Source organism: Streptomyces sp. NPDC093071, assembly GCF_044754545.1.
Lineage (GTDB): Bacteria > Actinomycetota > Actinomycetes > Streptomycetales > Streptomycetaceae > Streptomyces.
Genome location: NZ_JBIVPH010000008.1, coordinates 141,488 through 162,728 on the forward strand (window position 1 = coordinate 141,488; position 21,241 = coordinate 162,728).

Genomic DNA, 21,241 nt, shown 5'->3' on the forward strand with positions numbered 1-21,241 from the left:
GACCGCGTTCACCGCCTCGGCTAGATTCCCGACGTGGACGCGCTGACTCCCGAAGACCCGACGCACATCGGCCCCTACCGCCTGATCGCCCGTCTGGGCGCGGGCGGCATGGGCCTGGTCTACCTCGGCCGCTCCGACGTCGGCCGCACGGTCGCGGTCAAGGTCGTGCAGCGCGAGTACGCCGCGCAGCCCGAGTTCCGCAGGCGCTTCGCCCGCGAGGTGGCGGCGGCCCGGCGCGTGGGCGGGAGCTGGACGGCGGACGTCCTCGACGCGGAGACGGGGACGGGCACGGGGACGGACGGCGGGGGAGCGGGGACGGGTGCGGGCGCCGGGGTCGAAGTGCCCTGGGTGGCCACCCAGTACATCGCGGGCCCCGACCTGACCACCGTCGTCGCCCGGGACTTCGGCCCGCTCCCCGAGCACTCGGTCCGCGTCCTCGCCAACCGTCTCGCCCGTGCCCTGGAGGCCGTCCACGAAGCGGGCCTGATCCACCGCGACCTGAAGCCGTCCAACGTCCTGGTGACGGTCGACGGGCCGCGCGTCATCGACTTCGGCATCGCCCGCGCCATGGACAGCCTGACCGGCGACAGCCTGCACACCCGCACTGGGATGCTGATCGGCTCGCCCGGCTTCATGTCGCCGGAGCAGGTCAGGGGCCGCGAACTCACCCCCGCCAGCGACGTGTTCTGCCTCGGCGCCGTCCTCGTGTACGCGGCCACCGGGCGGCTCCTCTTCGGCGCCACCGACACCGGCCTGCACGCCCACCTCTTCCGGATCGCCGAGGAGGAGCCCGACCTCACGGGCGTGCCGGAGTCGCTCGTCGACCTCGTCCGCGCCTGCCTGGAGAAGGACCCGGCCGCGCGGCCCACCCCGGAGCAGATCGCCGCCCGCACGGACGGGGACGAGCGCGGGGTCTGGCTGCCGGGCGAGGTCCTGGCCCAGCTGGGACGGCACGCGGCCCAGCTCCTGGACTTCGTTCCCGTACCGCGCCCCGAGCACCCCGCCGCCGCGCCCGCGCCGCAGCCGGTCCCCTCCGGGGGAACCCCCGGATTCGGCCCCCCGACCCCGGGGTACGGGCCCCCGACCCCCGGGCACGGCCCTTCGACCCCCGGGTACGGCCCCGCCCACGCCGCCGCGCCCACCACCCCGGCCCCCGGGCCCGTCCCCCCGGCCCCCGCCTACACCCCGACCGCCCCGGCGCACGGCGTCACCGCCCCGCCCGCGCTGCGGGGAGGGGGCCTGGCGGTGGTCGTCCTGGCGCAGCTGGCCGTGCTGTTCGGGGCGGCGCCCCAGGGCCTCTCCTTCCACCGGATCGAAAGCTCGGTCCCCTACCTCTTCGTCATCCCCTTCGGCGCGTTCCTGCTGCTCGGCGGGCACCTGGCCGACCGCGTGGGCCGCAGGAGGACGCTGACCGCCGGTCTCGCGGGACTGTTCGTGGCGGCCGGCACGATCGTCGTCCTGCCCGGGGAGGCCGCCCTGGGATGGACGATCGGGGCCCGTGTCCTCCAGGGCGCTTCGGGCGCCCTGGTGACGGCGGCGGCGCTGGCCCTGGTGGCCACCGGCTTCCCCGAACCGAGGGCGCGGGCCAGGGCCTTCGGGGTCTATGCCACGGTCGGCGTCTGCGGGACGCTGCTGGCGTCCCTCCCGTCCGGATGGATGCGCTGGGAACTGGTCCTGAGCGTCGTCGCGCTCCTCGCCCTGGCCGCCCTGGCCGGAACCCGCGCCCTGCCGCACGACCGCCCGGAACCCACCGGCACCCGCTTCGACGTGCCCGGCGTCCTGCTCGGCACCCTCGGCCTCGCGGCCCTCCTCTGCGCCACCGCCGAGGCGTCGCTCGGCTGGACCGAGACCTGGTTCCTGATCTTCCTCCTGGGGGGCGCCGTCCTGCTCGCGGCCTTCCTGGGACGGCAGCGGCGCACGGCGGGCCCGCTCCTCCCGCCGTACCTCCTCAAGGACCGCGACCGGCTCGGCGGTCTGCTCGCCCTGGGGCTGACCGCCGCCGGGGTCCTCTCCCTGCTGCCGCCCCTGACCCACCGCCTCGTCCTGTCCTCCGGCCACACCGCGAGCCAGGTCGAACTGGCCGCGCTGCCGCTGCTCGCCGCGGTCGTCCTCGGCGCCACCCAGGTCTCCCCCCGGCTGCTGAACCGGGGCGTGGAGCCCCGCATGCTCGTCGTGGCGGGCCTGCTGGGCACGGCGGCCGGGGCGGCCCCGACCGTCGCCGGTCTCGGGAGCCGCGACGAGTACGCGGCCCTGATCCCCTTCGTGATCCTGACGGGCCTGGCCCTCGGCACGGCCCTCACGCCGCTCTTCGCCGCCGCCGTCTCGTCCACCACGGCCTCCGCCGTCCTCCCCGGACACGCGGGCGCCCTCGCGGCCGCCGTCCTCGCCGTCCAGAGCGTGGGCGAAGGCCTCGGCGCGACGGCGACCGGCCACGGCCTCGCCCCGCGCTGGTGGGTGATCGGCTTCCTGACCCTCGCGAGCCTGGTCGCCGGCCTGACGATCCGCCGCGCACGGCTCTGACGGCGGTCCGGCGAGCGGTCCGTCCGCGCCCCGCCGCGTGGCGGTGTCCCACCCCCGTGCTACTTTCCGCGCGATTGTTCGATCAATCGACAGTGGGGGATTCGTTGAGGAAACTTCTGGGAACCGGTGTCGTGGCCGTGCTGCTCGCCACCGGTGGCCTCGTGGGGGCGGGGGCGGCCGTGGCCGCCGGGGACCCGACGTACTACACCGAACCGGTCGAGGACAAGGTCCTCATGCCGGGCGAGGGCCGGGCCGAGCTGTCGCCGTCGGGTTCCGGCGGGCAGAACACCGGCCGGCCGGACGGCACGTTCGTCTACGCGCTGAGCAGGAAGCCGCTGAAGGACGCCACGTGGTCCGGCGGCGGCCTGCCCGCCGGCCTCAAGGTGGAGCGGGCGGACGGCTGCGCGCCGAAGCAGGGGATCGCCGGGGTCTACCTGTGCGACCTGAAGGACGTGGGCTTCCCCACGCCCGAGATCTCGGCGACGGGCTCCGCCGCGAACGGCACGACGGCCTATTACGGCTTCGTCTACGTGCCGCGCGGCAAGAGCGTCGACGCGGGCATCAAGGAGGCGCAGACCGCCGCCACCAAGGCGATCGGCGACCGCCGGTCGCACGCCACGGTCACGGTGCGGACCAAGGCGCACGTCGCGCAGAACACCATGACCCTGTCCACGCCGACGCTCCCGGCGGGCGGCACCGTGAAGCACACGGTGAAGCTGCACGCGGTGGACAAGGGCAAGCTGAACATGAGCCTGTCCCCCGCGCCGGGCGAACGGCGCTGGGACGAGAACGAGCTGAAGGTGACCGTCGACGGCGTCACCGCGACCGGAGCCGCCGGTGCCGAGTGCGACCACTCGTTCGGCGAGATCGGCTGGGGCGGCGAGATCCGCTGCGACGTCAAGGCCCCCGGCGACTACACGATCACCTACGGCCTGAGGGCGGACGCGAAGTCGCCCGCCTGGCGGCTGCGCAACACCGCCGTCTACGAGGTGTACGGCTTCGGCACCGGAAACCCGGAGAAGGCCGCGGACTTCACGGTCTCCAGCCCGGTCCCGGTGGTCCCGCGCTACCAGCTCATCGGCCGCACCCCCTCCGGCGACCTGTTCTTCTACCTCGGTACGGGCAAGGGCAAGCAGCCGCTGGGCTACAGCGACCTGGTCGGCGGGCCCTCCAGCTGGAACCAGTACTCGGCGATCACCCGGCTCGCCCCGGTGACCGTCCAGAGCACCGGCCCCGGCGCCGTGGCGCGCGACAAGAGCGGCGTGCTGTGGTTCCTCCCCACCTCCGGCGACGGCGGCGTCTTCAAGGCCCCCAAGCGCGTCGGCGCCGGCTGGAACGCCTTCAACTCCCTGGTCGGCGCGTCCGACCTGACCGGTGACAAGAAGGCGGACCTGCTCGCGCGGGACACGGCGGGCGTGCTGTGGCTCTACCCGGGCACGGGCAGCACGACGACCCCCTTCGGCACCCGCGTGCGGATCGGCGCCGGCTGGGGCGCCTACAACTCGCTCGTGGGCGGCACCGACCTGACGGGCGACGGAAGGCCGGACCTGGTGGCCCGCGACACGGCGGGCAGGCAGTGGCTGTACGCCGGTACGGGCACGGCGTCCCGGCCGTTCGCCGGCCGCGTCCAGGTCGGCCACGGCTGGCAGGCCTACAACTCCGTCGTGTCGCCGGGCGACCTCAGCTCGGACGGCAGGGCGGACCTGGTCGCCCGGGACGCCTCCGGCACGCTCTGGTACTACCAGGGCACGGGCGTCGCCTCCAAGCCGTTCGCGGCCCGCGCCCGGATCGGCGGCGGCTGGCAGCGGTACAACCTGCTGTTCTGACACCCCTGACCGAGCGGCCTCCGCCCCTGGCGGGCGGGGGCCGTTCCGTCACCCCCCGAACGGCCCGCCCTTGACCCCGTCCACGAAGGACGCCCAGGCGCTCGTCGCGAAGACGAGTGCGGGGGCGGTGGGGGTCTTGCTGTCGCGGACGGGGACGTGGGGGAGGTTGTCGGCGACCTCCAGGCACTCGCCGCCGTCCTGGTTGCTGTAGGAGCTCTTACGCCATGCGACGCGGCTCAGGTCAACGATGTGCATGAGACTGCCTCCAGCATGTCCATGATGAACTCCCGTGATTCGACCGGGGAAAGGGCCTGATCACGGACCAGATCGTAGCGGACTTGAAGTCGCTCGACGGCTGCCGCGTCCTCGACCAGTTCACCCGAATAGCCCGTCTCGACCCATGCGACCGCAGGCCCGTCCGCAGTGCGCATGAACACCACGTGGGTGTTCGTCAGCGCGTGCGGGCCGACCGAGTTCGGTACGACCTGGACGGTGATGTTCCGTTGCTCGCTCATCTTGATCAAGTACTCCAACTGCTCCCGCCAGGAGTCCTTGTTCGGTAGCGGGGTCCGGAGCACGGCTTCGGACAGGATCGACCGGAACGGGGGCGGGTTCTCCCCCGACAGCAGTTCGCGGCGCCCTATCCGCGCTTCGACCTGAGTCGTCAGCTCCTCACCGTCCATGCCGCCCGCCGAGAGGAAGAACTGCGCGTACTTCTTCGTCTGGAGGAGGCCCGGCAGCGCGCCCGCCGCGTAGTGCCACAGGCTCACCGCGTCCGCCTCCAGCTTCATGTACCGCTGGTACCGCTCCTTGAACTGGGTCGAGTCGCCCATCGCCAGTTCCCACAGCGTCAGCAACAACCCCGGCGTCCCGTAGTACTGGTCCAGCGCCTGGACGACCTCCGGGCCGCCCAGTGTCTCCCCGTTCTCCATCTTCGAGAACAGGGACCAGTCCCAGCCCACGGCCTCGCCCAGCTTCCGCAGGGGAAGCTCCCGTTCGGCCCGCAGCAGCCGCAGTTCCTCCGCGAACCGCTTCCTCGGTTCCTGACTCCGGCCCGTGACCGCCCGTCTCGCCGGCATGGCGCGACCTCCCCTTGTGGAAGATGTGGAACTACCCGCGCCACCTGGAGAAGTACCGCCCGACCGCGCTCCACGTTCCCTGGAACCGGGCCATCCTCGTCTCGTACCCGGAACACGCACGGTAGTCCACTCGTGGCGCTCCGCGCAGGCGGTGGAGGAGAAGGAGACAGGGCGCATGGAGTCGCAGGGACCGGAGCGCGGGGCGCTCGTGTACGACCGGGTGGCGCGTGTGGTGGGGGAGTTCCGGGGGAAGGCCGGGCCGTACGCGATGCTGCGGCCCGTGGGCGGTGGCCGGGAGTGGCAGGCGGACCCCGCCGACCTGCGCCCGGCCACTCCCGCCGAGCGGCTGAGCGCGGGCGTGCGCGCGGCCAACGACCGGGCCCGTACGGGGGCGGGGGCGCCGGTCCCGGTGCCGGACCTGAGCCGCCCGCCCCGACCCGTACCGCACTGCGTGGCCTGCGCGCTGCTGGTACGGGAACGGCGGGAGGCCCGGGAGCGGTTCGACCGCAGCGCGGAGACGGACGCGAACGTCCTGATGCGCCGGCACCTGGACCGGGACCATCCCTGACCGCAACCTTTCCCGTCCCGCGCGGGTCATGGGTGGGAGACGTCACGAGGACCAGTCGGGGAGCGACCGCGCATGACCGAAGAGACCGCCGTCCAGGGCCGTAAGGTCCGGTTCTCCCTGCGCGCGATGGTGCTGGCGGCCGGGTGCCTCGTCCTGGCCGGGGCGGTGGGCCGCTGGGCCGGCCGGGACGGCGGACTGCTGTGGGCGGCCCGGCTGTTCGACCATCCGCTGCTCTTCGGCGTCCTGGTGGCGGGCCTGTTCGCGGCGGCGCTGATCGTCGCGGTGCGCCGTCTCGTTGTCCGCGTCCTGACCGGGGTGGCCCTGGGGCTCGTCCTCCTGGCGTCCTTCCCCTTCTTCCTCTTCGGGACCTTCGGGGCCGCCTCCGAGACCTCGGACACGGCGGCCCCCGGCCGCGACGACCGCAGCCTCGTGGTCGAGGAGGGGGCGGACATGATCGACCCGCTGTGGTGGGTCTACGTGGACGAGGGATGGGGCCCGACGAAGCAGCGCTGGCGGGTGGGCCACTTCAACGGCGACGTCGCCGAGAACGCCCTCGTCGAGGCGGCCTGGGACGGCCCCGACCGCGTCCGCCTGGTCACGGGGTTCGCCGAGGACGGCACCGAACGGGTCCACCTGATCGACCTCGACCGGGAGACGGGCCGGCCCCTCCGCACGGTCACACTGGGCTGACGCGCCGACCCGAACGCCCCGGTCCAGTAAGCCGATTCGGCGGAAAACCGAACGAGTAGGCTCTGCCCCGCCGGGTGGGCCACCGCGATCACCGGCATGACCACACTCTTCGTGAAGGACGCATGAGACACATAACCCGCCGCACGGCCGTGCTCAGCGCGGCCACCGGACTCCTCACCGCGGCGACCCTCCTCGCCCCGCACTCCGCGACCGCCGCCGACGAACTGCGGCTGTCGGGGTACGACGTGGTGGCGGCGCCGGGCGCGATGCCGCGCTTCTACCCGATCGTCGAATCCGGCACGACCTTCCCGGGAAAGGTCGTCGTCGCGGTCGGTACGCGGCCGATGACCGACCCGGCGGGCGCGGGCGCGGGTCTTCCGAAGGGGTACCGCTCCAGCGCCGGCCACTGCGCGCAGCCCGCCGAGTACACCGGTGTCTTCGTCTGCGAGGGGGCTCCGTACCAGGTGCCCGCCGTCCAGATCCCCGCCACCGCCACCGACACCACCCTGTACTGGGGCTTCGCCTACGTGCCGGCCGGCGGTGACCTCGCCGCGGCCGTGAAGGAGGCCCGCGGCGCGGGTTCCCTCCCGGCGGACGGGCGGCGCGGCACCGGCAAGGTCACCGTCAAGTCCCGCGCGCACGCGCTCCTGAACACGGTCGGCTTCGACCTCCCGGCCGTCCCGGACGGCGGCACGGTCCGCCAGCAGCTCCGCGTCCACGCCAACGACGCCGGGAGACTGACCCTCCGCTTCTCCCGCGCCGAGAACCAGCTCACCCGTGACACGCCGCCCCTCCGCATCGGCCGTGTCACCACCGGCTCCGGCGCCACCTGCGAGATCCGCTACGCGACCCTGCCCGACGACCTTCCCAACGTCGCCTGCGCGCTCGAACCCGGAGACCACGTCATCGGGTACGAGCTGACCTCCGGCCCGGGACAGTACGCCCAGAAGCTCCAGGCCCACACCCGTTACGACATCTACGACCAGGGCGTCTGGGACGAGTCCGACGTCAAGCAGACCAGCGCTCCCTTCCTCGTCCAAGGCCGTGCCGTCCGGCCGTGGCACGGTCTGCACGCCCGCGACACCACCGGCAGGCTGTGGGAGTACGCCGGCACCCGCAACAGCGCCGCTCCCTTCTCCCCGCGCGACGAGATGGGCTCGGGCTGGCAGACCTACAACACGGTCAGCTCCCTCTCCCCCTACGCGCAGGAGCCCTTCTCGTGGGACGCCGTCCGGCCGTCCGCCGCCACCCGGGGCCTGGGCGACCTCGTCGCCCGTGACGCGACCGGCACCCTCTGGTACTACGACCGGCAGGCCGGCCGGAGCAGCACGTACGCGCCCCGCGTCCGCGTCGGCTCCGGCTGGAACGTCTACGACCGGATCACCGGGGCCGGAGACCTCGACGGCGACAGGCTCGTGGACCTCGTGGCCCGTGACAAGTCCGGCGTCCTGTGGTTCTACGGGGGCACCGGCAGGCTCACCGACGACAACCGCTTCAAGGCACGCGTGCGCGTGGGCGGAGGCTGGCAGGGATACGACCGGCTGGCCGGCGGCGCGGACCTGAGCGGCGACGGGCGGGCGGACCTGCTGGCCCGCGACACGTCCGGGGGGCTGTGGCTGTACAAGGGCACGGGCAAGGCCTCCGCCCCGTACGCGGCCCGCGTACGGATCGGCGGCGGCTGGCAGGGGTACGACCAGCTCGTCGTGACCGGGGACCTCACCGACGACGGGCGTGCCGACGCCGTCGCCCGCGACAGGACCGGGACCCTGTGGCTGTACACGGGCACCGGCAAGGCCACCGCACCCTTCACCGCCCGCACCCGCGTCGGTTCCGGATGGAACACCTACGACCTGCTCTTCTAGGGCTTTCCCGGAGTGGGCGCGGGGGCCAGGGGGTCGCTCAGCGCCGGGTGTTGGGGCTGTACACCCCCTTGGGGAGGAAGGTGGACGTGGGGATCCCGGTCCGCTCGCAGCTGGCGAACAGCGTCTCCGCGCCCCCCTTGCCCTCCGGGGCGGCGACGTCCTCGGCCCCCGGGTGCGGGACGTAGACGTACCCGCCGCGCTCCTGCGCTCCGGTGACGGGGACGCCGTGGAACGTGTAGGTCCTGCCGTCGGAGGCCAGGTAGCGGTGCTTCCCGGCCTTGATGTCGCCTTCCGCGAACTTGAAGAAGGTGTAGCCGCTGATGTGGGCCCGGTTCAGCTTCGTGTCCTCGGCCAGGCGGTCCACGTCCTGCAGCCGCTTCCTGAACGCCTTGCCGTCCTCGCCCGCCGGGACGGTCACCCGGAGGTTCCTCAGCATCTCCTCGGTGATCTCGGAGGGGACGGCGGCGATCAGCACCTCCTTGCGTTCCTCCGCGGAGAGGCTCTCCAGGGCCTTCGCCAGGGTCGAGTGGGCGATGACGTGGTGGGCGGTCGTGTCCCACCCCTGGTGGCTGTTCGGCTTGGCGTGCGGGTTGTCGCTGCGCCGCTGCACGACGTCCCGCGCGGGCGCCCCCGCACGGCGCCGCGTGGACACCGCTCCGGTCGGCGCCGGGCCGGACAGCACCCGGTGGGCGGTCGCCTCCGCCTCGCGTTCGAAGCGGTCGGAGGGGTCGGAGAGGCTCAGTCCGCCGCCGTTGTCGGTGCCGGCCACGGGGCCCCGGCGCTGCTGGACGACGTGGGTCAGCTCGTGCGCGAGGGTGTGCCGGTCGTCCCCTCCGTCGCCGATGACGACGTGGCTGCCCGAGGTGTAGGCGCGGGCGCCGATCTCGGCGGCGGACCGCCGGGCCGCGGCGCCCGTGTGCAGGCGCACGTCGGAGAAGTCGGCGCCGAGCCGCGCCTCCATGTCGGTGCGGGTCGCCTCGTCCAGGGGACTGCCGCCGGACCGCAGTACGTCGTGCACGGTGGAGCGCTGCACCGGGGGTCGACCGGCCGGATCGGCCTGACCCGTCGACTCGGCCTGACCCGTCGACTCGGCCTGACCCGTCGGCTCGGTCCGCTCGGTCCGTTCGGCCGGCCCAGTTCGCTCGGTCCGCTCGTGGCCGCAGTCGGCGCCGTGCCGGTGCTCCTCCCGGGCTTCCCCGGCCTCCCGGGCTTCCCCGGCCTCCCCGGCCCCCTGAGCCTTCGCCCCGAGGCGCCCGGCCCCGCGCAGCAGCTGGACGACCGCCGCGTTCCCCGCGGTGCGCTGGAGGGCGAGCAGCGCCGAGGGGGAGGCCGCCGGGGGCGTCCCGGCCCCGCGTGGCGGACGGCGGGCCTCCCCCTCGGCGGACGACTTGCCGGGTTCTCGCGTACGCATGGGGAACGGGCCTCTCCTGGGGGGCGGGGTCTCCGTTCCTGGACATCGCGGCCGGGACGGCGCGGTGAAGGGCGGTTCGCGCACACTCGGCGGGCCGTTCGGGCAACTCCGCACCCCCGCCCGGAAGAGGGGGTGCGGACCGTGTGCTCCCGGAGGCTCAGGCGCCCAGTGCCGCCCGGGGCTCGCGCCGCATCGCCCACAGGACCGGGCCGCCGCCCGGCAGCCGGAACTCGTCGCGGACGACGAAGCCGAAGTGCTCGTACACCGGGAGGTTGTCCGGCTTGGAGGACTCCAGGTACACCGGCAGGCCCGCCGCGTCGGCCTTGGCGAGGCCCGAGCGGAGGAGGGCGGAGCCGTGGCCCCGCCCCCGGGCGGCGGGGTCGGCGCCGATGACGGCGAGGTACCAGTGGGGTTCGGCCGGGCCGTGCCCGGCGGCGGCCGTGACCGCGTCGCGGAAGGCCCCGGCCCGGTCGCCCAGGATCTCCTGGAGCTCCCGTATCGTCTCCGCGTCGGGGACGGCCTTCTCCGCGCCCTCGGGCGACACCCAGAAGGCCGCCGCCGCGTCGGTGCGCTCGCACACGCCGTGGAGGCCGTACTGCCGGGTGAAGAGGGTGGTGAAGTACCGGCCGAGGCCCGCCTCGCGGGTGGCGTCGTCGGGGAAGAACCAGCGCATCATCGGGTCGTCGCCGAAGGCGGAGGCCAGCGTGCGGCCGATGACCGGAGCGTCGTCGATCACGGCCGTCTTCGGTGTGTTCGTCAGGGGCATACGGGTCATTCTGCACCCGTGATGATCTTGGTCCGTCAGGGGGTCCCCGCCCGGCGGGCGGCGCGGATCAGGCGGATCGCCGCCGTGACGGGGAGGGCGACCCCGGCCACGAGGAGGGCGAGCAGCTCGAACACGCCGATGCGTCCCGCCCCGCCGAGCACGAAGGCGAAGAGGAGGGCGACGGGGGTGAGGGAGACGAGGACGGTCGCGAAGACCTTGGTGCCCCGGTCCCAGGCGTCGGACGTCCACAGCATGACGAGGCCCGCGATCAGGACGGCCAGGCCGAGGAGGGGGTGGGCGTATCCGGCGACGCCGGTGGCGCCGAGCGCGACGGCCGTGTGGGTCGTGCGGCTCTTGGCCGTGCCCTCGGGCCGGGGTGCGGCGACGGCCGCCTCGGGCTCCTCCGCGCGGGCGGCGGCGACGATCGCGGCCGGGCTGCCGAGCCGTTCGAGGGCGGCGCGGACCCGCTCCGGGTCCCGCTCCTCGCCGACGGCGACGTCGAGGTGCTCGCGCAGGTCCGCGACGAGCTCCTCGCGGCGCCCGGCCGGCAGGAAGGAGGCCTCCCGCTCGACCGTGGCCAGGTAGTCGGTCACGAGGGGGTGTGCGGTGCGGGTCATGCGGAACCTCCGGGAGTCGCGGTCAGGAAGTGGTCGACGCCGTCGCGGAAGCGCGGCCAGTCCTCGGTGAACTCGGCGAGCGCGGCCCGGCCGGACGAGGTGAGCGTGTAGTAGCGGCGGGCGGGCCCGGTGGCCGACTCGCGCAGTTCGGTGTCGACGAGACCGTCGCGGCGGAGCCGGGACAGCAGGGGGTAGATCGTGCCCTGGCTGGTGGTCATGACGCTGACGGCGGCCAGCTCGTCGAGGATCTCGACGCCGTAGCGGGGGCCGCCCCGGAGGAGCGCCAGGACGCAGTACTCCAGGACGCCCTTGCGCAGCTGTACGGCGACCTTGCCGGCCGCCTCTGATCTTGCTTCGCCAGGAACCATGTTATGCAAGATACTCCGGAGGAGGGGTTCCGATCAACGGTCCGCGTGCGACGATCCCGGGGTGAGCGAACCGACCCCAGGACCCGGCACCGTACGGACCGCGCGACTCGACCTCGTCCCGCTCGCCGTCGCGCACGCCGGGGAGATGGCGGAGGTCCTGGCCGACCCCGCCCTGCACGCCTTCATCGGGGGCGCCCCGCTGCCCCCGCCCGAACTGCGGGCGCGCTACGAGCGGTTGACCGCCGGATCGCCCGACCCGGCCGTGACCTGGCACAACTGGGTCGTACGGCTCCGCGCCGAGGACCGGCTCACCGGCACCGTGCAGGCGACCGTCACCGACGGCGGCCGGACCGCCGAGGTCGCCTGGGTCGTCGGCACGGCCTGGCAGGGGCGGGGCATCGCCCGCGAGGCCGCCGGGGGCCTGGTCGGGCTCCTCGCGGCCCGGGGCGTGCGGACCGTCGTCGCCCACGTCCACCCCCGCCACGCGGCCTCCGCCGCCGTCGCCCGCGCGGCCGGCCTCGCCCCCACCGACCGGACGGAGGACGGCGAGGTCCGCTGGGAGCTGCGGACGGCCTCCCCGGACGCGCCCCCGGACGGGCTTGCGAGCCCCGCGCCCGGGTAGCCGCCGGAGGAGATCTTCCGGGAGGACCGTGTTGGGAACGCATGGAGGAGAAATCCTCGTCTCCGTCTGCCTGACGGCGCTCGCCGCCGCGATCGGCGCCCGCCGGGCGCGGCGGGAGGCGGGGCGTCCGCCGACCGCCGACCGGGGGCGGGGAAGGGCGGTCTTCGCCGCCGTGGCGCTCCTCGCCCTCGTGCCGTTCCTGCTCGTCACGCTCGCGCACGGGTACGGGACGGAGAACCGGATCTCGGCGGTCCCGCTCCGGGAGATCCTGGACGCCTCGGCCCACGCCGACGTGGACCTCTCGGACGTGCGGGCCGTCAACCTCGTCGGCAACGTCCTCCTGCTCGTCCCGTTCGGCGCGGCCGCCGCGTTCGTCTGGCCGGGCCGCCGCCGCGTGCTCAAGACCGCCCTCACCGGGGCCGCGCTCTCCGTCACCGTCGAGGTGGCGCAGTACGCGCTCTCCCTGGGCCGCGTCAGCTCCGTCGACGACGTCCTCCTCAACACCTCCGGCGCCGCCCTGGGCGCCGTCCTGGTCCGGCGCTGGACCCGGCGGCCCCGGACGCGGCGGCTCACCCCGCCGCTGCCCTCCGGCGCCGGAGGAGGGACCCGGGTCTGACCCGGAGCAGCAGCACCAGCCCCGCGGCCGCCCCCACCGCGAGCCCCGCCCGCAGCCCCGGCGGGCGGAAGGAGCAGGCCAGTTCCGTACGACCGTCCCCGAGAGGGACCGCCAGGAGGCCGCCGTACGCGGTCGGTTCGGCGCCCTCGCAGTGCCAGCCCGCGAGGCGCGGGGCCGCCACGACCGCCGTGCCGCCGCCCGGCGGGAGGACGGCCCGCAGGCCGGACGGGGTGACCTCCACCGAGGTCGCCGCACGGGCGCGCAGGGCGGTGACCGCCGTGCGCAGGCGGTCGTGGTCCAGGCAGCCGAGCGCGCCGGAGTCCGGAAGGGGCCCCGGGAGCGACGGCCGCAGGCCGGGGGTCCGCTGGAAGCCGAGGGACACCATCGCCGCCCGCCGCTTCGGGCGGCCGCCCAGGAGCCGGACCTCGCGCCCGCCCAGGCGGGCCGGGCCCGTGGCGTCCGGGGCCCAGAGGAAGACCTCCGTGCCGACCCGGCACGCGCCCGCGTGCGGAGCCTCGTACACCCGGGAGCCGAGCAGGAGTTCCTGGTTGCGGAAGGGCGAGCGGCCGTAGGCCGGGGGCGGACCCGGCGGCCGTACCGTCACCAGCGGCAGGAACGTCTCCGTACGGACCACCCGGCCGTCCCGCCAGCGGGCCCCCACCCCGAACAGCGCGTCCGTCACCGGGTTGTCCAGGCCGAGCAGGTTCCGGCCCCGCGAGGTCCAGCCGCCGCCCAGCGCGTCGAGGGTGGCCGTGAGGACCGCCGGGGTGTGGCTGCTGTAGTACGCGGCGCCCTGCCCGCCCAGGAGCAGCGGATCGTTGCCCGCGACCCGGGGCAGACCCGGGTCCGTGCGGTACGCGGGCCAGCCGTCCGCCGCCGCCAGGGCCGCCGCCCGCCGCTCCTGCTCCGCGCCCAGCGGCGGGTAGTCGTCGAGCCGCACGAGCCGCTCCCGGTCCGCGTACGCCGTCGTCGCCGACGCCTGCCCGAGCAGCGTGCCCGTCACCAGGAGCGCGGCCAGCACCCCGTACCGGCCCCGGCGGGGGAGGAGGAGCGCCCCCGCCACGGCCGCGAGGCCCGCGCCCGCGAGGAGGAGCGCCCAGGGGGTGAGGACCGGGCTCGGCAGCGCCCCGAGCGCCAGGACCAGGACGACGGCCGCGCCGCCGGTCACCGCCCGGCGGTCCGGGCGGCCGTGCGCCAGGGCCGTCCGGGCGGTCAGGACCAGGACCCCGGAGAGGACGAACGTCTGCCGGTACGGGCTGCCGTTCGGCGTCGCGAAGGCGTGCCAGAGCAGATGCGTCGGGCCCCACTGCATCGACGCCGCCACCGCCGCGCACAGCCCCGGCCACAGCCACCGCTCCCGGACCGGCACGCCCCGGTGGAACGCCGGCGCCGCCGCGAGGAGCAGGGCCGCCGTGCAGACGAAGGCCGCCGGGGTCGCGAAGCCGTACGTCACCGGGAGCAGCCGGGCGAGGAAGTCCGTCCCGGCCACCGGGGCGAACTCCCGCACCAGGCCCGGGTGGGCGTGCCGGGAGCCGAGGAGGACCGGCAGGAGGACGGGGGCCGCGAGGCCCACCCCGGTCCCGGCCGTCACCGCCGCCCGCCCGAGCGTCCGCGCCCGGAAGGAGTCCGTCGCCGCCAGCCGGACCAACAGGACCAGGGCCGCGCCCAGCGTCGCCATGTACGCCGTGTAGAAGTTCGCGACCCAGCAGACCGCCACCACCAGCGGGCCGAGCAGCGGCCGCCGCCCCTCCCGCACCCACTCGCCCACCAGGCAGAGCAGCGGGAACGCGATCAGGCCGTCCAGCCACATCGGGTTGTACGCGCCCTCCGCCAGCGACCAGCCGCACAGCGCGTACGAGGCCCCGAGCACCGCCGCCCACCACCACGCCCCCGGGCCGAGGCGGCGCAGCAGGAACGTCATCGCCGCCGCCGCGACCGCCGTCTTCAGGACCGTGATCGCGTACACCGCGCACTCGACGTCCGCGCGCGGGAAGAGCGCCACCAGCGGGGCGAACGGGCTCGACAGGTACGTGCCGTAGTCGGGCAGGAAGGACGTCCCCCAGCCCGCCCGCCAGTCCAGGAGGAGCCCGCCGTCCGCCCGGCCCCGCAGCAGGTCCCACAGGTGCGCGTGGAACGGCACGAACTGGTTGGCGAGGTCGTTGACGGCCCGGTGGCGCGGCCCGAAGGGGAAGACCCGGGCGACGGCGTCCCCGCCGCAGACGGCGACGGCGGAGAGGAGGGCGGCCAGCAGGCAGGCGCGGCTGTTCTTCGGCATGACGGGTCGAATATGCCAGCGAAAACGGGGAAGGCCAGGGCCCGGAGGGGCCGTTCACGCGATGGTCTCCTGGAGGCCATCCGTCCGGACCGGGCGGGTCACCGCGCTCCGTTGTCGTGGTCCGCGTGCTGCTCTCGATCGTCGTGCCGTGCTTCAACGAGGAAGACGTCCTCGCCCGCTTCCACGACCGCGTGACCGGTGAACTCGACCGCCTCGACGGCGCGTACGAGATCGTCTACGTGGACGACGGAAGCCGGGACGGGACCCTTCCGCTCCTGCGGGAGCTCGCCGCGCACGACCCGCGCCGGACCCGCTACCTCTCCTTCAGCCGGAACTTCGGCAAGGAGGCCGCGATGCTCGCCGGACTCCGGCACGCCTCCGGCGACGCCGTCGTCATCATGGACGCCGACCTCCAGCACCCTCCCGAGCTGGTCCACCGCATGGTCGCGCTGCACGCCGAGGGGTACGACCAGGTCGTGGCCCGCCGCACCCGCGACGGCGACCGGGTCACCCGCACCCTCACCGCCCGCCTCTACTACCGGGCGGTCAACCGGCTCGTGGACGTCGAACTGGTCGACGGCGTCGGGGACTTCCGGCTCCTCTCCCGCCGGACCGTCGACGCCGTCCTCGACCTCGGCGAGTACAACCGCTTCTCCAAGGGCCTCTTCGCCTGGGTCGGCTTCCGCACCACGACCTTCTCCTACGAGAACGCCGTCCGCGAGCAGGGCCGCTCCGCGTGGACCTTCGGCAAGCTCCTCAACTACGGCCTCGACGGACTCCTCTCCTTCAACAACAAGCCGCTGCGCGCCGCCGTCCACCTCGGCCTCCTGCTGCTCGTCGTCGCCCTCGGCTACGCGGCCTGGATCGTCGGCGACGCCCTGGCCAACGGCGTCGACACCCCCGGCTACGTCACCCTCCTCGTCGCCGTCACCGCCCTCGCCGGCGTCCAGATGGTCATGGTCGGACTCATCGGGGAGTACGTCGGCCGCATCTACTACGAGGTGAAGCGCCGCCCCCACTACCTGCTGAAGGAGACCGGGGGCGAAGGAGGGGAACGGGCGGGGCGGGCCGACACCCGGGTGACGGGTGAGTCGTTGTGGGAAACAGTCGCTCCGAAGTAGTGGCTCCGGCCCCGGCGACTCCCTACCATCGATCACCGCAAGGTCGTTCAACTGACGCACGACCAGCCCGGGAGGCTCCTTTGCACCGCCGCACGCTCCGCCGCACGCAGCCCCGCACGCACCGCCGCACGGCGCTCGCCGTCTCCGCCGCGCTCCTCGCGGCGGCCCCGCTGCTCACCGCCTGCGGCAACGACGCCCACCCGGGGGCCGCGGCCGTCGTCGGCGGCGAGCGCATCGACGTCGCCAGCCTCCAGGCGCAGGTGAAGGACGTCCGGGACGCGCAGGCGGCCTCCCCGGAGTCCGCGCAGCTCGTCGCGGCCACCGGCGACCTCAGCCGCCGCAAGCTCAACAGCATGATCTTCGACCGGGTCGTCGAGAAGGTCGCCCGCGACAACGGCGTCACCGCCAGCCGCGCCGAGCTCCAGCAGACCCGCACCGCCTTCGTCCGCCAGAGCGGCGGCGAGGACCGGCTCGCCGCCGCCCTCCTCCAGGAGCAGGGCGTGGCCCCCGGCCAGATCGACGGCGTCGTCCGCCGCAACGTCCTCCTCAACAAGATCGCCGCCGAGGTGGGCGCCGACGACAGCCCCGAGGGCCAGAAGAAGCTGACGGACGTCTTCACCGCGGCCTCCAAGGACCTCGCCATCGACGTGAACCCGCGCTTCGGCGCCTGGGACGACGCCCAGATCCGGCTGGCCGCCGCCTCCACGCCCTGGCTGCGGCAGATCAGCAAGGCCCCGGAGGCCGTCGGGACCGGCGCCTGAGGCCGGGTAGGTTCGGGGGGTGACTTCCGAAAGCCCCGGCCGCATCGTCCTGCTCACCGCCAGCCACCGCGTGGCCCCCGGACTCCTGTCCTGGCCCGCGTGGCAGGCGCTGCACGCCGCCGACCGGGTGCTCTGCCCCGACGGACACCACCCCCAGCTGCCGTACCTGCGGGAGGCGGACGTCGCCGTCGAGCACGCCCTGCCCACCGCCGAGGAGCTGGTCGGGGCCTGCGCCGGGGGCCGCACGGTCCTGCTCCTCGCCTCCGGCGAGGGCGACCGGCGCCTGACCGACGGCCTCGCCCGGCTCGCCGGCTCCGGCCGGATCGCGATGCCGGAGCTCGAACTGCTGCCGGGCTCGTACGACCTGCCCGGCGCCCGCCTCCTCGACCTCGTCCAGGTCATGGACCGGGTCCGGCGCGAGTGCCCCTGGACCTCGGCGCAGACCCACGAGGGGCTCGTGAAGTACGCCATCGAGGAGGCGTACGAGCTGGTGGAGGCGATCGAGGACGGGGACAGGACCGCGCTCCGGGAGGAGCTGGGCGACGTCCTCCTCCAGGTCGTCTTCCACGCCCGGATCGCCGAGGAGGACCCGGAGGATCCGTTCTCCGTGGACGACGTGGCCGGGGCCCTCGTGGAGAAGCTGATCCACCGCCATCCGCACGTCTTCGGGGACGCGACCGCCGAGACCCCCGAGGAGGTCCACGCCCACTGGCAGCGGACCAAGGCGGTCGAGAAGCGGCGGGAGTCCGTCACCGACGGCGTGCCGCTCGGCCAGCCCGGCCTCGCGCTCGCCGCGAAGCTCGCGGGCCGGGTCCGGTCGGCCGGCCTCGACGTGCCCGTCCCGGCGGGCGGGGGCGTCGGCTACGAACTCCTGGCCCTCGCGGCCCGCGCGGAGGCGGCGGGCGTCGACCCGGAGACGGCGCTGCGGGCCGCTGCCCGGACGTACCGGGACGCGATCAGGGCGGCGGAGGGGCTGTGAGGCGGTAGCGCCGTACGGCCGTACAGAGGGGAGGGCCGGGCCCGGTGAGGGCACGGGCCGTCCGGTCCGGGCCGCCGGGACGCGCGGAGGTGCGGGCCGTCCCGTACGGGGCCGCCGGGGGCGCGCGGGGGCGCGCTGTACGGTCGGGGGGTGAGTGACAGCACCGCCCCGGACCCCGCGCCGCACCCCGCACCGACCTCCTGCCCGACCTCCGGGGCGGCCCCGGCCCCCGACGCGAACCCCGCCCCCGGCAGGGACCCCGCTCCCGCGCTCTTCACCTGGGAGTTCGCCACCGATCCGTACCCCGCCTACGCCTGGCTGCGGGAGCACGCGCCCGTGCACCGGACGACGCTGCCCAGCGGGGTCGAGGCCTGGCTCGTGACGCGGTACGCGGACGCCCGGCAGGCCCTCGCGGACCAGCGGCTGTCGAAGAACCCGGCGCACCACGACGAGTCCCCGCACGCCAAGGGCAAGACGGGCATTCCGGGCGAGCGCAAGGCCGAGCTGATGACCCATCTGCTCAACATCGACCCGCCCGACCACACCCGGCTCCGGCGGCTCGTGTCGAAGGCGTTCACCCCGCGCCGGGTCGCCGAGTTCGCCCCGCGCGTCCAGGAGTTGACCGACCGGCTCATCGACGCGTTCGCGGAGAAGGGGAGCGCGGACCTCATCCACGAGTTCGCCTTCCCGCTCCCCATTTACGCCATCTGCGACCTGCTCGGCGTGCCCGAGGAGGACCAGGACGACTTCCGGGACTGGGCCGGGATGATGATCCGGCACGGCGGGGGCCCGCGCGGCGGCGTCGCCCGGTCGGTGAAGAGGATGCGCGGCTACCTCGCGGAGCTGATCCACCGCAAGCGCGAGGCGCCGGGGGACGACCTGATCTCGGGGCTCATCAAGGCCTCCGACCACGGCGAGCACCTCACCGAGAACGAGGCCGCCGCCATGGCCTTCATCCTCCTCTTCGCGGGCTTCGAGACCACGGTCAACCTGATCGGGAACGGTCTGTACGCGCTGCTCCGCGATCCCGTACAGAGGGGACTCCTCCAGACCTCCCTCGCCGCCGGGGAGACCGGCCTCCTGGAGACCGGGATCGAGGAGCTGCTGCGGTACGACGGGCCCGTGGAGATGGCGACCTGGCGGTACGCGACGCGGGCCCTGACCATCGGCGGGCAGGAGATCCCGGCGGGCGACCCGGTGCTCGTGGTGCTCGCCGCCGCCGACCGCGACCCGGAGCGGTTCGACGGGCCCGACGTGCTCGACCTCGCCCGGCGCGACAACCAGCACCTCGGCTACGGCCACGGCATCCACTACTGCCTCGGCGCGCCCCTCGCCCGCCTCGAAGGACAGACGGCGCTCGCCACCCTCCTGACCCGTCTGCCGGACCTGCGGCTCGCCGCCGATCCGGCCGAACTCCGGTGGCGCGGCGGGCTCATCATGCGCGGTTTGCGCACGCTTCCGGTGGAGTTCTCCCCTTCCGTACCCCTCTCGCACACTAACGGACCGTCAGAAATGTGATCTTCATGTGATCGAGTGGCCATCGACTTGTGACGGACGTTCGAATGCCGCTACGTTTCGCCGCAGTCTCAGCCGTCACGCGAAAGGCGTACCTATGCGTTCCGGGAACGGACGACACCGTCGCCCCCGTCAGGCCCCCGCCATCGTCGTCGCCGCGGGCGTGACCGGATCCGCCATGGCGCTGCCCCTGCTCGCCACCGGATCCGCGTCCGCCGCCGACGCCGCCACGTGGGACCGCGTCGCCGAGTGCGAGTCCGGCGGTCAGTGGAGCGCCAACTTCGGAAACGGGATGTACGGCGGCCTCCAGCTCACCCAGGGCGACTGGGAGCGGCACGGCGGCCTGGCGTACGCGCCCAGCCCCGACCTGGCCAGCCGCGCCCAGCAGATCGCGGTGGCCGAGAAGGCCCTCGCCAAGGGCAGCGACGCCTGGGCCACCTGCGCCCCGATCGCCGGTCTGACGAACGACGGGAAGCCCACCGGGGTGGACCCGGGTCCGGCCACCGCCCCGGCGCCCTCCGTGGCGCCCGTCCCCGAGTCGAGCTGGAACTCCGGCTCGCCGGCCGCCTCCGCGACCACGCCGTCCACCGGGACGCCGAAGGCCTCCGTCCCGACGACCGCTCCGGCCACCCCGTCCGCGCCGGCCGGATCGACGGCTCCCGCCACCCCGGCGGACCCGACCGCGCCGACCGCCCCCGCCACGCCGTCCGCGCCGTCCGGATCGACCGGGACGGCGGACCCGGCGGACCCGACGCTCCCGTCCGACCCGTCCGACCCGACGGTCCCGGTCGCCCCCGACGGCTCCGTGGCGCCCGTGACGCCCGGTGTCCCGGGCGACGAGGGGTCGTCGACCGAGCCCGGTACGGGCAAGCACCGGGGCGATGCCGCCCCGGATGAAACCGACAAGCCGGACAGCTCCACCGAATCCGGTAGACATGCCTCGGGCAAGGACAAGCTTTCCGAAGAGCCTGACTCGACCCCGATTGCTGACGAAGCGAAGAATTCGGACGCAACGGACAGCCAGGGCTCTTCGGGTGAATACGTCGTGCGTCCGGGTGACAGCCTTTCGGACATCGCCCAGGCGAACGAACTGCCCGGAGGGTGGACCGCCCTCTATGACGCCAACAAGCGGACCGTGGGCACCGATCCGGACCTCATCCTCCCTGGTCAGAACCTCGACCTGACGAAGGGTTCGGTCCCGGCGGAGGGGTAGTTCGACGGCTTATGTCCGGTTCCGGGCGAGTGAGACATGGGTCTCTTTGCCCCAACTGGCCCACAGCGCCCGCAAACTCCGCTTCCGTCACTCCTCACCTGCGCAAACAGTCCCCTCCGAAGGGCAAGAAGAGGCGAAATTCGTCGTATGAGCCTCTTTGAACTTCGGAGGGTTCTGTGTCTACGGTCGTCACCGCTCGCCACCGCGGGCCCCGTCGACCGAAACGCCGAATCCTGCCGTCGGCCGATGGGAACAGTCGTCGCGCAAGCGCCGTAGGCAGGAGCGGGGGACCCAAGGTAAGTGCCGGCCCCGGCCGTCGAGACGGACGGCCGACGACCGGCTTGGGGTGAAGCCGCGTGCTAGGACACGCGGCCGGGCAACTCTTCGGCCCGAACCCGACAGCTCACCTCGCAGGCGTCGGTGAGGAGAATC

Annotated in this window: 19 protein-coding genes and 1 riboswitch; of the genes, 12 read left to right on the forward strand and 7 right to left on the reverse strand. The window is 74.3% G+C overall.

Translation table 11 applies throughout. The features are described 5' to 3' along the window. Positions 1 to 33: 33 nt before the first annotated feature. Positions 34 to 2,520, forward strand: a complete 2,487-nt coding sequence (locus ACIQD7_RS26415) for a bifunctional serine/threonine protein kinase/MFS transporter (RefSeq protein WP_402444772.1) — start codon at positions 34 to 36, stop codon at positions 2,518 to 2,520. Positions 2,521 to 2,624: 104 nt separating this feature from the next. Then, positions 2,625 to 4,346 (forward strand): FG-GAP repeat domain-containing protein, encoded by a 1,722-nt coding sequence (locus tag ACIQD7_RS26420; protein WP_402444774.1) that lies wholly within the window; start codon positions 2,625 to 2,627, stop codon positions 4,344 to 4,346. A 48-nt stretch (positions 4,347 to 4,394) separates the two neighbouring features. On the opposite strand, the gene ACIQD7_RS26425 is transcribed toward ACIQD7_RS26420, so the two are convergent. Next, positions 4,395 to 4,601: a DUF397 domain-containing protein gene (locus ACIQD7_RS26425; RefSeq protein WP_402444776.1), complete on the reverse strand. Its 207-nt coding sequence runs from the start codon at positions 4,599 to 4,601 to the stop codon at positions 4,395 to 4,397. Continuing rightward, a complete protein-coding gene (locus ACIQD7_RS26430; RefSeq protein WP_402444778.1) occupies positions 4,583 to 5,425 on the reverse strand; it encodes a helix-turn-helix domain-containing protein in 843 nt (280 codons plus the stop codon). Before ACIQD7_RS26430 ends, ACIQD7_RS26425 begins: the two co-directional genes overlap by 19 nt. A 175-nt stretch (positions 5,426 to 5,600) precedes the next feature. Between ACIQD7_RS26430 and ACIQD7_RS26435 the strand changes: the two genes are divergently transcribed. The 3 genes from ACIQD7_RS26435 to ACIQD7_RS26445 all read left to right on the forward strand — a co-directional run bounded on the left by ACIQD7_RS26435 (position 5,601) and on the right by ACIQD7_RS26445 (position 8,545). Then, positions 5,601 to 5,993: a hypothetical protein gene (locus ACIQD7_RS26435; RefSeq protein ID WP_402444780.1), complete on the forward strand. Its 393-nt coding sequence runs from the start codon at positions 5,601 to 5,603 to the stop codon at positions 5,991 to 5,993. A gap of 72 nt (positions 5,994 to 6,065) precedes the next feature. Continuing rightward, on the forward strand, positions 6,066 to 6,683 hold the full coding sequence (locus tag ACIQD7_RS26440) for a hypothetical protein (protein WP_402444782.1): 618 nt from the start codon (positions 6,066 to 6,068) through the stop codon (positions 6,681 to 6,683). 122 nt (positions 6,684 to 6,805) lie between these two features. Beyond that, positions 6,806 to 8,545: an FG-GAP repeat domain-containing protein gene (locus ACIQD7_RS26445; RefSeq protein ID WP_402444784.1), complete on the forward strand. Its 1,740-nt coding sequence runs from the start codon at positions 6,806 to 6,808 to the stop codon at positions 8,543 to 8,545. A 37-nt stretch (positions 8,546 to 8,582) separates the two neighbouring features. Here ACIQD7_RS26445 and ACIQD7_RS26450 read toward each other — a convergent pair whose 3' ends face one another. The 4 genes from ACIQD7_RS26450 to ACIQD7_RS26465 form a co-directional block, all read right to left on the reverse strand. Next, positions 8,583 to 9,956, reverse strand: coding sequence for a DUF4157 domain-containing protein (locus ACIQD7_RS26450; RefSeq protein WP_402444786.1), 1,374 nt, complete (start codon positions 9,954 to 9,956; stop codon positions 8,583 to 8,585). Positions 9,957 to 10,113: 157 nt separating this feature from the next. After that, complete coding sequence (locus ACIQD7_RS26455; RefSeq protein ID WP_402444787.1) at positions 10,114 to 10,731, reverse strand: GNAT family N-acetyltransferase; 618 nt, start codon at positions 10,729 to 10,731, stop codon at positions 10,114 to 10,116. 26 nt (positions 10,732 to 10,757) lie between these two features. Then, complete coding sequence (locus ACIQD7_RS26460) at positions 10,758 to 11,339, reverse strand: HAAS signaling domain-containing protein (RefSeq protein ID WP_161373909.1); 582 nt, start codon at positions 11,337 to 11,339, stop codon at positions 10,758 to 10,760. Then, positions 11,336 to 11,707, reverse strand: coding sequence for a PadR family transcriptional regulator (locus ACIQD7_RS26465; protein WP_121831632.1), 372 nt, complete (start codon positions 11,705 to 11,707; stop codon positions 11,336 to 11,338). Before ACIQD7_RS26465 ends, ACIQD7_RS26460 begins: the two co-directional genes overlap by 4 nt. Before the next feature lie 61 nt (positions 11,708 to 11,768). Between ACIQD7_RS26465 and ACIQD7_RS26470 the strand changes: the two genes are divergently transcribed. Both ACIQD7_RS26470 and ACIQD7_RS26475 read left to right on the forward strand, forming a co-directional pair. Further along, positions 11,769 to 12,329 carry a GNAT family N-acetyltransferase gene (locus ACIQD7_RS26470; RefSeq protein ID WP_402444790.1) on the forward strand — a complete coding sequence of 187 codons (561 nt, stop codon included), beginning with the start codon at positions 11,769 to 11,771 and terminating at the stop codon, positions 12,327 to 12,329. 28 nt (positions 12,330 to 12,357) lie between these two features. Further along, the gene (locus tag ACIQD7_RS26475) at positions 12,358 to 12,945 is read left to right on the forward strand and encodes a VanZ family protein (RefSeq protein WP_402444792.1); all 588 of its coding nucleotides are present in this window, start codon (positions 12,358 to 12,360) and stop codon (positions 12,943 to 12,945) included. Here ACIQD7_RS26475 and ACIQD7_RS26480 read toward each other — a convergent pair. After that, positions 12,899 to 15,220 carry a YfhO family protein gene (locus ACIQD7_RS26480; RefSeq protein ID WP_402444794.1) on the reverse strand — a complete coding sequence of 774 codons (2,322 nt, stop codon included), beginning with the start codon at positions 15,218 to 15,220 and terminating at the stop codon, positions 12,899 to 12,901. The genes ACIQD7_RS26475 and ACIQD7_RS26480 overlap by 47 nt on opposite strands. A 125-nt stretch (positions 15,221 to 15,345) precedes the next feature. Here ACIQD7_RS26480 and ACIQD7_RS26485 point away from each other — a divergent pair, with 125 nt between their 5' ends. From ACIQD7_RS26485 to ACIQD7_RS26505, 5 genes are all read left to right on the forward strand, one after another. Further along, positions 15,346 to 16,341, forward strand: coding sequence for a glycosyltransferase family 2 protein (locus ACIQD7_RS26485; protein WP_402444796.1), 996 nt, complete (start codon positions 15,346 to 15,348; stop codon positions 16,339 to 16,341). An 80-nt stretch (positions 16,342 to 16,421) separates the two neighbouring features. Further along, positions 16,422 to 17,102 (forward strand): SurA N-terminal domain-containing protein, encoded by a 681-nt coding sequence (locus ACIQD7_RS26490; protein ID WP_402444798.1) that lies wholly within the window; start codon positions 16,422 to 16,424, stop codon positions 17,100 to 17,102. Positions 17,103 to 17,121: 19 nt separating this feature from the next. Beyond that, on the forward strand, positions 17,122 to 18,081 hold the full coding sequence (locus ACIQD7_RS26495) for a nucleoside triphosphate pyrophosphohydrolase (protein WP_402444800.1): 960 nt from the start codon (positions 17,122 to 17,124) through the stop codon (positions 18,079 to 18,081). 150 nt (positions 18,082 to 18,231) lie between these two features. Then, positions 18,232 to 19,599: a cytochrome P450 gene (locus ACIQD7_RS26500; RefSeq protein ID WP_402444802.1), complete on the forward strand. Its 1,368-nt coding sequence runs from the start codon at positions 18,232 to 18,234 to the stop codon at positions 19,597 to 19,599. Positions 19,600 to 19,759: 160 nt separating this feature from the next. Further along, entirely contained in the window at positions 19,760 to 20,809 is a 1,050-nt protein-coding gene (locus ACIQD7_RS26505) for a transglycosylase family protein (RefSeq protein ID WP_402444804.1), read from the forward strand. Positions 20,810 to 21,023: 214 nt separating this feature from the next. Continuing rightward, a riboswitch (cyclic di-AMP (ydaO/yuaA leader) is annotated at positions 21,024 to 21,241 on the forward strand.